The organism is Tunturiibacter gelidiferens (assembly GCF_014201335.1).
Classification (GTDB): Bacteria; Acidobacteriota; Terriglobia; order Terriglobales; family Acidobacteriaceae; genus Edaphobacter; species Edaphobacter lichenicola_E.
This window is the reverse complement of record NZ_JACHEB010000011.1, coordinates 193,446-205,756: the sequence shown is the minus strand read 5'-3', so window position 1 is coordinate 205,756 and position 12,311 is coordinate 193,446. Positions and strand designations below refer to the sequence as shown.

At 55.1% G+C, this 12,311-nt stretch carries 8 protein-coding genes; 2 read left to right on the top strand and 6 right to left on the bottom strand.

Going from position 1 to position 12,311, the window contains the following annotated elements; genetic code table 11:
* Positions 1-24: 24 nt before the first annotated feature.
* From HDF14_RS20660 to HDF14_RS20645, 4 genes are all read right to left on the bottom strand, one after another.
* Positions 25-798: a WecB/TagA/CpsF family glycosyltransferase gene (locus tag HDF14_RS20660; protein WP_183980472.1), complete on the bottom strand. Its 774-nt coding sequence runs from the start codon at positions 796-798 to the stop codon at positions 25-27.
* Positions 799-992: 194 nt separating this feature from the next.
* Positions 993-2,825: a glycoside hydrolase family 55 protein gene (locus HDF14_RS20655; RefSeq protein WP_183980470.1), complete on the bottom strand. Its 1,833-nt coding sequence runs from the start codon at positions 2,823-2,825 to the stop codon at positions 993-995.
* 318 nt (positions 2,826-3,143) lie between these two features.
* Complete coding sequence (locus HDF14_RS20650) at positions 3,144-4,301, bottom strand: glycosyltransferase family 4 protein (protein WP_183980469.1); 1,158 nt, start codon at positions 4,299-4,301, stop codon at positions 3,144-3,146.
* Positions 4,302-4,450: 149 nt separating this feature from the next.
* Positions 4,451-7,054 carry a glycosyl hydrolase family 28-related protein gene (locus HDF14_RS20645; protein ID WP_183980467.1) on the bottom strand — a complete coding sequence of 868 codons (2,604 nt, stop codon included), beginning with the start codon at positions 7,052-7,054 and terminating at the stop codon, positions 4,451-4,453.
* 186 nt (positions 7,055-7,240) lie between these two features.
* Here HDF14_RS20645 and HDF14_RS20640 point away from each other — a divergent pair, with 186 nt between their 5' ends.
* Together HDF14_RS20640 and HDF14_RS20635 are read left to right on the top strand one after the other, a co-directional pair.
* Positions 7,241-8,452, top strand: a complete 1,212-nt coding sequence (locus HDF14_RS20640; protein WP_183980465.1) for a glycosyltransferase family 4 protein — start codon at positions 7,241-7,243, stop codon at positions 8,450-8,452.
* Positions 8,453-8,558: 106 nt separating this feature from the next.
* On the top strand, positions 8,559-9,491 hold the full coding sequence (locus tag HDF14_RS20635) for a hypothetical protein (protein ID WP_183980463.1): 933 nt from the start codon (positions 8,559-8,561) through the stop codon (positions 9,489-9,491).
* On the opposite strand, the gene HDF14_RS20630 is transcribed toward HDF14_RS20635, so the two are convergent.
* Both HDF14_RS20630 and HDF14_RS20625 read right to left on the bottom strand, forming a co-directional pair.
* Positions 9,488-10,786, bottom strand: a complete 1,299-nt coding sequence (locus HDF14_RS20630; RefSeq protein ID WP_183980461.1) for a lipopolysaccharide biosynthesis protein — start codon at positions 10,784-10,786, stop codon at positions 9,488-9,490. The genes HDF14_RS20635 and HDF14_RS20630 overlap by 4 nt on opposite strands.
* 168 nt (positions 10,787-10,954) lie before the next feature.
* The gene (locus tag HDF14_RS20625) at positions 10,955-12,310 is read right to left on the bottom strand and encodes an O-antigen ligase family protein (protein ID WP_183980459.1); all 1,356 of its coding nucleotides are present in this window, start codon (positions 12,308-12,310) and stop codon (positions 10,955-10,957) included.
* Between the last annotated feature and the right edge of the window lies 1 nt (position 12,311).

The following is a 12,311-nucleotide window of genomic DNA, read 5'->3' as shown; positions in this document are numbered from 1 at the left end:
GATGTTGCCCAGATGCTTCGCTTCTCACATAGAGAAGCGGCGGAGACGGGATAGCTGTAAAAAGCTGAGCCAGATAAATCTTGGATTGTTCAGGAGGTAACGGCGCCAGAGACGTTTCGGTTCTTTGATGAGGCGGTAGAGCCACTGGAGACCGGAACGTTTCATCCAGTCGGGGGCTTCCGCCAGATTGCCGCTGAGGAGGTCGAACGCTGCGCCGACGCCGACCATGAGCTTTACAGGCAGGCGGCCGCTATAGGCGGACATGAAACGCTCCTGCTTGGGCGTGCTGAGGCCGCACCAGAGTATGTCGGCCCGAGATGTTTCAAGCTGTGTTCGCAGATCCTGCTCCTCCTCTGCGTTCAGCGGTCGGAAGGGAGGAGTGTAGGTGCCTACGATTTGCAGGCCCGGATATCGGCGGATCAATTCTCTTCGTAACTCCTCGGCGACGCCGGGCCTGCCGCCGTAGAGGAAGTGGCGGTAGCCGCGCTGCACGGAGAGCTCACACATCTTCAGCATGTAGTCGGGGCCATAGACGCGGGTCATGTGCCTGAAGCCGTGCAGGTGGCCGAGCCATACGGTGGGCATGCCGTCGGGGGTTGATAGGAAGGATCTGTTGAGGATGGTTCGGAAGGACTCGTCCGATTGGGCTTCGATGATGCCGTGGACACCAGTAACGCAGATATATCCGGTGCCGTCGCGGTTCAAGAGCGCCTCGCTCTGCTCGAGCGCGCTCTCCATGGAGAGTGCACTGATGCCGACACCAATGATGTTGATTCTTGGCGGATCGCCCGAGATCATGATCTGCCCCCCAATTGCGAAATAATGCTACGTAAGTTTTCGTATAGGTCGATAGGGAGTTCCACTCGATGGGATCGAGCGCTTGCCTGGCTCCCTGAGCCTGACTGCGTTGGTGTCCGTTGAGTCGAGTATACGAAAGCAGTATGCGGCTGTCGACCGATTGTGTCGGTCGACAGCACACGGTTGAATAACTTCTATTTGTAACCAACGAAGAGCGGCATGCGGAAGTTACTATTGGTCGGTGCTGTGATTTTTTTGGTGACGCCAGAGCGTGTCTCCTGCACCTGAGTGGCATATCCGCAGCCACTGCAGTAGACGTCTTCTTTGTAGATGTAGGAGGTTTGTGCGTCTGTGGAGACGAAGGCGGCTTGCGTGGAGGGGACAGCGATTGCCGGATAGATCATTCCGCCCAAAAGCTCTGTCTCGCCGCCGCTTGCGGTGCTGATGACTGTACCGGCCTGCTCGGTTTTGAGGCCGAGGATCCAGAGAGAGCCGCCGAGGTTGGAGATCTTGGTTGCGGAGATCTCATTGTCGAGTTGACGAATATACGCCTGCTGGCCTTTCTGGATGTTGAAGCTGTCGATCCCGATATCTTCAAGGAAGAGCCTGCCGGCGCCGGGGTAGCTCGCGTAGTTGTTGATGAACCCATCTTTGAGAACGACGGGACGACTGCCGCGATGATCGATCTTTATTCCGTAACCAAACTGCTCGATGATGAGTGGCGTGGTGCTGTTGCTGGTGACGACGAAGCGAATGCCGCCGCCATTTGTCCCTGCGCCGAGGTTGACCACAGAAGAGAATCCTACGATTCGATCGACGGTGTCGGGTACTGTAACGTCGGCTTCGTTGTAAGAGAAATATGCGGCGAACGGGAAGTAGACGGTGTGCTTACCACTGTTGAGCACGGCCTGAAGGCCTGAGGTGTCTCCGTACCACTTAGGCGTGAAGACAGCCCAGTCCGAGAGACTTGTGCTTGTGAAGGATGGTGTCTCTCCAATAGACATGTTGACACCGGTGGTGGAGGATGCGGTTCCCGTCAGGGTTGAGGGAGCGCCGCCGACTACGAGATGGGCGATGGTGCCTTTGGTGAGGGTCGGAGTGGCGGTGCTTGAATCCTGCAAGGTCGCTTCGTATCCGCTCGAGGCTACGTTTCGCAGGTACATCGTGCTGTTGGTCTGGATTGCGGGAACGGAGGCGACACCGCCCGAGAGGCTGCCGTCCAGCAGGACGACGAATCCGCCGCTGTTGGTGATGGCAGGAACCTTGTTGGTGCTGGTGAGTCCGCGAACGTTAACCAATTGATTGCTGTTGCGAATGCCAGCGATGTTCTGGCTGGCGAGAGTTATGCCTTCGATGGTAGTGCTGTACTCGGCGTTCTTGAGATCCACGCCTACGTCGAAGCCTTGTACCTCCGCGTTGCGGATCATGAGAGGACCGGCGTACTGCCGCGTCAAGTCGATGCCTGCGTGGCCTTTTCCGTCTTCGCTTTTTACGAGGACATTGTGGATGGAGCCGATGTTATTGGAGACATAGTTGAGCGCGGTGGCGCCAGGGTTGCCGGGACCGATCGAGAAGCCGAGGTCCCATATGTTTTGACGGAAGGACTGATTGCCAAGTGGGGTGAGGATCACTGGCTTTGGAACTGACGAGTTGTTGAAGCCGCTGGCGTCGGGCGCGAGGCGAATGATGCTGCTGGACGGACCTGATCCCTGCAGCGTGACGCAGCATCCGACCCACTGCAGAGTGTTCTTGACGAGGTAGGTTCCAGGCGGGAAATACAGCGCCTTCGGAACTCCGTAGTAGTCGGCGGATGCATTCGATCGACCGTCGGAGAGGGCGCTCTGAATTGCTGCCGTGTCATCTGTGACTCCGTCACCTTTGGCACCGTAGGTTTCGACGGAGGTCATGAAGCCAGCAGGAAAGGTGAGAGTTCCCGCGTTCAGCTTTGCGCCCGGTATGGTGAGCGGCTGCGGGGCAGCCGTGCCACCCTCTGTGACGGGAATGGTTTGTCCGGAACAACCCGCCAACACGAGGATACAAAGGGAGACGATCGCGGTTATTGCTGCGCGAGAGGTTGTTGGTACTCGATGGATTTCGCGGAGCGCAGAAATCTCAGAGAGAAATTGGGGAGGGGGAGGGCATTTTCTCATACGCAAATAGTTGCATATTTCGCCGGGCGCGACAATGGTACTAAAGAGTGCCTTTCCCGCTTCGATGGGCTGAAGCTCTTCGATGAGACCAAGTTGCGTAGGATAGATATTTTTATCGAGGCATGTTTTTAACGCTCGAGAATTTTTGGATTTTTCATAAAGCACTTTCCTTTGGGTTGCGCTAGCTTGGCACGTCTATCGGTGATTTGCTTGCTCCATTGCCAGGACAAGCCTGCGAGAGATCTCGCTCCAAGTGAAATCGTGCTCGATCATCGATTTTGCCGAGGCTCCCATTTGCATGCGTTCGCTGGCGCTCAGTTTTTCTGCTTCTTGCAGGAGTTCGGCGAGACGAACGGGCGTATTGGGGACAAGTACCATGCCGGAGTTCCAGTGGCGTACGAAATCGGCAAGGTTGGTTTCTTCAGAGACGATCAGCGGTACCCCGCATGAAGCCGCTTCAAGGCATGCTGTGGGGATGACATCGAAGCGGGAGGAGTGGACGAAGAACATTGCCGATTTTAGAGTGGTGCGCAGAGGCGCTCCAAAGATTTGTCCTGTCCAGGTGATAGCGTCGGCAATGCCATGTTGATCAGCGAGCGCTTCCAGCTGAGGCCGGTCAGGACCGTCACCCACCATCGTCAACTTCAACGTGCCTCCTGATTTTCGATATTGTGCGAATCCTTCTACAAGAAGATCTAGTCCCTTTTGAAAGATCGCCATTCTTCCGCAATAGACAATTGAAGGCTCGCTGATCTTCGCGTCTGCCGATTTTTCTTTCATGGCCTGATCGGAGATGTCCTGGGTGGCGGGCAATTCGAAGCCGTTGGGGATGAGGGTGATCTCAGGAACGGCAGGAAATTTCGACTTGAGGTCGTCTACTTCCGTCTGGCCGATAGCGTGAACCAGAGAAGCGTTTCGCAGGGTCCAGCCTTCCCACAAGGAGAGATAGAATCGCTTCCTTAGTCGGCCTGCGAGCGAGCGGCCCTTGCGGTCAGAGAGGTAGCCCCCATGGGGAGTGACACCGAATCGTATGTTTCTTTTGCGAAGAAATTTTGCGACTGATGTGAGCTGCGGAACAAAGACAGAGTGCAGTTGCACCCAAGTACCTTCCGGAAGGTTGGAAAGGGCTGCGCGGAGGTCTTCGGTCAATCCGAACTGCGATCTGCTATTTGGGAAAGCAACCAGCTTGTAGGTGCGGGGGTGAGTGGGAGGTTGCTCCGTTGCGAGTAATGTCCAGACCTCGCAGGCATGCCCCTGTGCCATCATGTTGGTGCCGAGCCAGTGTACGACTTTGTTAACTCCATTGGCCGTGTTTGGATCGGCGGTCCCTGGAATTACATGGATGATGCGCAATCGTCAGGTCTCCTGCGATGTGTTCTGGAATTTAGATGCAATTTGTCCATGCTTTACACGAGATCGCGCTCGGTAGTTGTGGTCGCTGAAGGTTGTATCTGGACGCGATCTTCTTTCGATATCGACGCCGTCAGACGGGGAGGGCTGCTTTAGAAACTAGTGATGGTGTCGTGAATCTTACGGACAGAGTTAACTGCCGCCTTTTTCCCTCCGTAGGAGTAGAAGACGTGGAGGTGTTGAGGGCTGTTGACACCGGGTGCGGCGAGGCGTGAGGTGCTACCGTTTCTGGTTTCAATGACCCAGTTGGGTGCTCCATAACCGGCGATGTTGATGTTCTCGTATCCAGTCGCGAAGAGGTTCGAATCAGTTATCTTCATGGTCGTTGAGTCGGGAGCTGCAGTGGTGAGTTTGTAGAAAAAGAATCCGAAGATCTCGATCTGCGCGTTGGTGGCGACGAGATCTGTGCCATTGTGTTCGGTTTTGTAGCCGAGCATCCAGAGCGTGCAGCCATTGCAGGTTATCTGATCTGCACGGGCTTGCTCCTGATCAAGTTGCCGAGCCCAAATGTGCTGGTTGGGATAGAACGTGACGGTGTTGCCTGGATTGTTGTTGGCGCCGAGGATGGCGTCATCAAGGTAGAGATTGCCTGCACCTGGAGCGGCCGCATAGTTGTAGGTGTTGTCGTCGATCAGAACGAGTGTTCTTGATCCGGTGTGATTGATGTTGCAGGAGGTATTCGGGCACCCTTCAATGATCAGCGGAGTCTTCGAAGAACCGGCGACGTTGAGATTGATGAAGAAGGTTCGGCCCGGCGTGGGCACGGCAGTGAAGAACTGGAGATGATTGACCGTGTCGGGGACTGTTATGTCGAACGAACCACGACCTCCGTATTGGCCTGGCGGAGCGTAGACGGTAGGCGACTTCGATCCCGCGATGGTAGCTGCCCAGGTCGAAACGGACGATCCCAACATTGTCCATGTGCGTGGATCGGGGTCGTTGGGCTGTGGTGTCTCTGATTCGGGAAGATGAAGCGAGCCCGGAGTGGCAGATTGATCGAATACAGTTTGAGCTTCGCCCGACCAGGTCTCTGTGAGGTCGCCTTTGTACATTTTTGCTGGAACTACGCAGTAGTCTGCCTCCGACGTTGCGTAGCCGGTGACCTTGACGTTGCGAGTATAGAGATGACAACCCGGTTGACCACGCTCTTTGCCATTCTGCAGGCCGATGCCGCTGGAGTTGTCTCCGAAGAGCTCCGAGTCGATGATGGTTGTGTTGGCGTGAAAGAGCTCTGCCTGGAGTGCGGGGACGCTGTTGTCGCTTAGGAGATGCCGAATGCTGAACTTCATGTTCGTGCTGCCGATGCCTGCGACGGTCTGACCTTCGAGGGTGATGTCCTCGAAGGTGAAGCTGTACTCCTGCTGGTTGCTGTAAATGCCGTTCTGGCATCCGTAGGCGGCTACGTTGCGCATCATGCCTGGACCGGGATAGGCACGACGGATGTTGAGAGCGTTGACGCAGTTTGAATCGTCGGACCAGATCTGGACATTTCTGACTGCGCCGATGTTGTTCACCTGAGTAGTGAAGATTTCGGCGCTGGGGTTTCCGACGCCTGACTCGAAGCCGATGTTTTCAATGAAGATGTGGAAGTTGTCGTTCTTGTTGACGCTTAGCGGGCTGAAGAACTGAACGGGTGTTGTGCCTGTGTTGAAGGCAGGTGAGTTGGGTGCGAGCTTGATGATGGATGTCTGAGCTCCGGCTCCAAAAATGGACCAGTAGTTGCCGTAGGGGATGATGGTGTCGCTTGCTAGATAGACGCCAGGTGGGAAGTAAAGGAACATCGGAAACGCGCCAAGCTGGCCGCCTGCGCCTGCGCCGTAGAACATATTGACATTTTTGAGTGGGGGCGCGGCGGTGGTGAGTTCGAGGTGGGTTGCATCAGTAACGGATGCAACTTTGTAGAAAGCGCTGCCGATTTGAAGGCTGAAGTTCGGCTTCAGCGCTGCGAAGGTTGGGCCGCTGATGGCTGTTACCGTGGTTCCATTAGTGCTGACTACGTTGGGTGATAGTCGAGCGCTTACGTTGGCGAGAGCGCCGGGGTTTGTGGTGAGCGTAAGATGCTGCGGATCAATAACGGCGGCGATCGTGTAGAGTCCGCCTGCTATTCGGATGGGAGAGCCGGGTGCGAGTCCGGTAAAGACGGAGCCGCTGATCTGGGTCACAGTGTAGATGTTGCCGCTGACAGAGGTGCTGACTTTGCTTTCCGCTGATCCTCTGTCGAAGGCAAATAACTTTTGTAGCCCCGCAGTGTTGTCGGTGGTTCCATCGCCAACGAGATTGGCTATTGGGTTGTGTGTCACGTCGATGATTGCAAATGCAGCTGCGCTCGTGAAGCCTGGAGGGTAGACGATGTTGTTGGTAAGTCGAGCACCGATTCCATCGGCAGGGATGATTGAAAGGGTTCCTTCGACGAAGGTCAGACTGTCAGCCCGATTGACGGTTGCCATGGAGCCTGCTGAGATTCGGATTGGGTAGTTGCCTGCGGGTGCACTCGAAGTGGCGGACGTGCTCAATTTTGGCTGCCCTTTGAAGAGGCTGGCGTAGGTTCCGGAGTAAGACGACATCTTGAAGATCAAAGGCGGCAGAGGATCGCCGACATGCATGGTGAGATGCGTCGCAGTGGCGGTATAGGTTGCGGCCTTTGCGGAGATGCCGCTTAGAAAGAGCAGCAGGAATAACGCCAAGCGCATCTTCATCGTGTGTCCTCAGGTGGAAGTACGATCGGGATGGACGATTGAGGATCTGTTGTCCCCTCATAATTAGCATCAAACATACAGTTCTCGGTAAACTGTTCCTGCAGATGCAATTGCGGCTTGCCGGCCGCTTCTTAATTATACAAACAACGTAGAAAAAACATTTTTGAAGAAGAGGGTCTGTTGCGAATGAATGTTCTGCTTTCTGCCTATGCATGCATGCCAAATTCTGGTTCTGAACCGGGCAACGGCTGGAACTGGGCGATGCATCTGGCAGAACGTGGAATCAAGGTTACAGTTTTGACTCGCCGTGAGGGGCGCGATGAGATTGAAGCTTACCGGCGGGCTCATCCGAATGAGAATCTTGCTTTCGGCTATGTGTCGGTTCCTACGAAATTGTTCAAGCCTGGAACTGGGATGCACTACGCCCTTTGGCAGATGTTCGCGGTCGGTGTCGCGCGATCGCTGAATCGTCAGTGCCGCTTTGATTTGGCGCACCACGTTACCTACACGAGCATTCATGTGCCAACGCAGCTTTGGCGGTTAGGGATTCCAACTGTGTTCGGTCCGGTGGGAGGAGGTCAGACGGCTCCTGCAAGCATGCTTGAGTACTTCGGATCGAGCAGGCGTGCAGAAGAGCGTCGAACACTTTTGACGAAGGCACTTCCCTTCTCTCCTCTTCACAGACGGTGGCTCGGGAAGATGACTGCGGTACTCGCGGCAAACGAAGACACGATGCAACTCATACGGGCCATGGGACGATCGGATGTCAGGCTGCAGTTCGATAACGGAGTTGGTGCGGATTATCTTACACAGGAGCCAAAGAGTTTCAGGTTGAACACGCCTGTGGTGCGGTTGATCTGGGTGGGGAGAATCTTGCCGAGGAAGGCTCTTCCGATGGCGCTCGATGCGCTCGCCAAGGTGCAGCATGACTGGACGCTTACGATCGTTGGGAATGGGCTTGCGGAGGCGACTGTGAGGCAGATGATCGCTGAGCGAGGGTTGAGTGACCGGGTTCACTGGGCAGGAAGACGACTGTCATGGGAGGAGGTTCGTGCAGCGTACCTGGAGCATGACGTACTCCTGTTCACGAGCCTGCGCGAAACTTCCGGAGTGCAGTTGCTGGAGGCGATGGCGGTTGGACTGCCAGTGATTACGCTGGACCTGCATGGCGCCCGTGACGTCGTGCCTGAAGAGGCTGGTATCAAGGTACCGGTCACGACTCCTGTTGAGGTTGTGTGCGGTCTTGCCAATGCAGTCGATCGATTCGCGTCAATGAGCGTTGGTCAGAAGAACGCTATGTCGCGTGCGAGCTGGGATTTTGCCAGGACGAGTACGTGGGCCTCTCGCGCGGCGAAGGCTGAGACGCTGTATGCGGAACTTGTGGAGAGGGAGACGTGACAGCTGAGTTGGCTCAGAGGGAGATTAACACTTCTGTCCGGGGTCGCCGAAGAGAAGAGTCTTTGAACATTTTTGGTCTTTTTCACGATTTACCGGGAGGCACTCGTTGACTCTGCGCGCCGCGAAGACTGACTTGTCGAGTCAAGCCATTCAGACCTGGCTGTTCTTCCTAAGAAACGAGACGAAAGTTACGAAGTTTCAACTAACGCGCTTGCGTTCTCGCAATGAGCGGTCGAAGAAACCGGTGATTGCGCCCGGCGGGCCTGTGGTGTCAATCACTACCTACGGAGAGCGACTAAGTACGGTTCATCTAGCACTGGAATCGATCGCTGCCGGCTCTGTTCTGCCGTCACGGCTCATTTTATGGGTCGATCGCGCTGAAGCCTTCGCCAATCGGTCTCCCGGCCTCAACAGGCTGGTGGAGAGAGGCCTTGAGATTTACCTGAGCGATAACTTCGGTCCGCATACGAAATATTATCCGTATCTTTTGTCTACCGATACCTTCGAAACACCGCTTGCAACCGCCGATGACGATCTTCTCTACAGCAGATGGTGGCTGGAGGGTCTGGTTCGATCGCATCGCGAACTCCCAGAGACGGTTAATTGTTATCGAGCACATCGGATAAAGCTTTCGGAGGGCGTTATCACGCCGTATCACACGTGGGCATCGTGCATATCGACGGAGCCTGAGTTTCTTCACTTTGCTACGGGTGTGTCTGGCTGCATCTATCCGCCGTCACTGTTGCGGAGATTAAAACTTGCCGGAACTGAGTTTCTGCAACACTGCCCGAAGGCGGATGATGTCTGGCTACACGTCAACGCGTTGCGAGCCGGGATGAAGACGCGCCAGATATGGAGTCGCCCTCTGAGGTTTCCGTTTGTTCCTGGGACTCAAGACAGCGGGCTTTATCATGGCAACGTTCTTCTGTCTCGAAACGACGGGCAGATTCAGAATACTTATACGGCGGAAGATATCGCTCTTCTTGAAGAAGCCGCGGCATCGTCCGGCCACCGCCTGTCAGAAAAAGCCTGGCGTTAGTGGGGATGTAACGCTTCGGCGGTCTCTAACGCGGCTTCGCGACGGATCTTACGGATTCGCATCCAGAACGCTATTCCGATCAGTCCCTGGAAGAGAACCTGGCTTGAGACCATTCCCACCATGACTCCATTCATCCCAAGTTTGCGAGCCAAGGGCCCTGCCAATGCTACCGAGAAGACGATCATAACGGGATAGGTCCAGAAGACGGGAGCAGTATATTCAAGGGCCTGCAAACCATAACGTAACGGACCCGAGACGAAGACCACCAGGTAGAGGCAAGCGTACATCCGGAGCACATTCCCGTCGCCGGCATACTTTGATCCATAGGCGAGCTTCAACCAGAACGTTGGAAAACAACCCACGATCCCCGTGAAGGCAAGCGTCACGCCACCCCACTGCAAGAAGATTCGCCTGATGTAACGCAACATGGCTTCAACGCCACCATGACGCATACGACGCGCAGCTTCTGCCGGCACAACATTGTCCAAGCCGAGGAACCAAACATGCGCGACAGCTACGAGGTTCTGCGCAGCGCGGAGAGCGGCCGACGCTGCAGCTCCGAAGTAGACCGGGGCTGACAACTGAAACAGATTACTTGCTCCCCATTGCATAAAGGCTGATGGCGCGAGCCACCGAGACATACGCCAGTGCCGGAGAAAGACGGTTCGAAGGGAATGCCAACTGAAGGTGACGTGCTCATACCAACGGAGGCAGGTGAAGAATCCGATCAGCGAGGTAGCAGCGATGATCCAGAGCATCGTGGACAGCTTCGCACCGTGGCTTCGGGAGAGCCAGAAGATGATTGGCACCTGGGTAATGTAGCTCACGATGTCGCAGGTGAGAGCCCGCTTGCTTTGGCTGGTGCAGAAGAAGTAGCGGCGCAGAAACTCCTGAAGCATGTAAGCGATTGTTGCGAAGCTGATCGGGATAGCCAGATCTGCGACTCGCCACGAAGGGAAAAACCTCGCGGAGAGCCACACGCATATAAACATGACGAGTCCCACAAAGAGACCGAAGACAATCTCCTGGACAAGCACGGAGCCGTAGTAGGCTGGCCGGTCTTCTGGATCTTGTTTGGGCCCGACGCTCATCATGGGCGTCACGATCATGGCATACTGAAGGCTGTTCGCAAACAATACAGCGACCCATGCGAGGGCAAATACGCCATACTCTCGCACACCGAAGGCACGTGCCAGAATAACGTTCGTGATGAAGTTTGCGCCGCTGACCAGGCCCTGATCGAAGAGCGCAGCAGGCGTCTTGCCACCACCAATTCGTGCAAGAATTCGTGCCAAAAAAGTCTGCTTTGTTTCGAGGTGATCAGCGCCCAATGGAACCTCTGTGGGCTTTGGTGGATAAGAATGGGAAGGCATGGTCATCAGGAGAAATCCAAAGGCGACGGCCGAGTGCTCTTGTTGAATCCATGAATTGGGTTAAAGATATCACCGGCCCAGGCAAGGTATCTATGCGCCGACTTCCTGAGGGATCGCGTGAGTTGAAGACCGCGACGCCTTTAAAGGTTTCCGTCGAGATGATTTTATCGACGCTCCGCCGACAAGCCCTATGAATATCAGCAGAAACACACCACCAGGTCTAGTGAAGATGTAGGTCATGTTTGGACCTCCGAGAGATCTGACCGTGAAAAGTATCATTAAGAATAGAAGAAATACCTGATGGGGACCACGATGTGCGGTTCTGAAGCCGGCCCAGAGTGCTCGGGCATAGATACAGAGGGCCAGAAGAGCAGCGAGAATGCCGCCACTTAGAAAAGCATGAATATACTCGTTGTGTGCGTGAGGCGGAATCCAGTGCGCGTAAAGCCAGTGATCTTTCAGCGCGTTCTTCGCGCCGACAACGTAGCCATATCCAAGAATCGGTCTGGCACGAATTGCTTCGATAGCGGCCGCCCACACGCGAGTTCTGTCATTCAGCGTAGCTAGCGAATTGGCATTTTGACCACGAGAGATGTACTCGAAGATCGCGCTTCGAAATAAGATGCCAAGCGCGGCTAAAACTGCTGTGGAGATAATTGTGGCAATCCTCAGAAAGAAGAGGCCCGAGAAAAAGATCGCATACAAAAGGATCAGCATCAGGAAGCTGCCCTGCTCGATGCGCGTATGCGCCAAGACGAGGGTGACGAAAGCGACGACGCATCCGCAAAATCTGACGAGACCACGGGGGAAGAAGAAAAGAGAGTAAAAAAAAGCGGCCACAGAGAGCGTGGAGAGATAGGACGGCGATAGCAATTGACCACCAAGCTGTGCGTGAGCGCTGGCAATTTCGCCTTCACCCGCGCCGCCGTAGACCTGTGACGGCATGATCGGAAGGATGAGGTAGGTCATCGCAATCCAAATCCAAGACATGCGCCCGATGAGCTGAACCATCAGCTCCGTTCCACGTTCTTCGGGAGTACGGGTGTAGAGCGCAAGGACAAGAGCGAAAGCGAGTATCCACTCGTACATGCGGTAGAGAGCGATGAGGTTATCGCTGAATAGGGGAGGGGTGAGGCGACTGGCTGGCGCAAGAGCAGTCGACAACAGCATCTGGAGAAGGAGGACAATCCAGAGCCAACCCGCAATGTTCACTTTGCGGCACAACAGAGGTCGACGCGACAGTAGCACGACGACGATCAGGACATAGGTCGACAGGAAATTGATCGCCATCGTACTGAGGGACGTTGGGTTGAGAAGTCCCTGCGTGTGCGTACGGCCCGTTACATCGAAGTGAATGAAGTTCGGAACCCCTACGAGGAAGATCAACGTCGTCCAGTACAGAAGGGGATTCTGTTTCTGTAATGGGTATGGTTGATCTGCCGTCATA

What these genes read in the sequence shown, in the direction of transcription:
- HDF14_RS20625 (WP_183980459.1), bottom strand. Translation starts at nt 12,310, where the DNA reads ATGACGGCAGATCAACCATACCCATTACAGAAACAGAATCCCCTTCTG.
- HDF14_RS20660 (WP_183980472.1), bottom strand. Translation starts at nt 798, where the DNA reads ATGATCTCGGGCGATCCGCCAAGAATCAACATCATTGGTGTCGGCATC.
- HDF14_RS20640 (WP_183980465.1), top strand. Translation starts at nt 7,241, where the DNA reads ATGAATGTTCTGCTTTCTGCCTATGCATGCATGCCAAATTCTGGTTCT.
- HDF14_RS20645 (WP_183980467.1), bottom strand. Translation starts at nt 7,054, where the DNA reads ATGAAGATGCGCTTGGCGTTATTCCTGCTGCTCTTTCTAAGCGGCATC.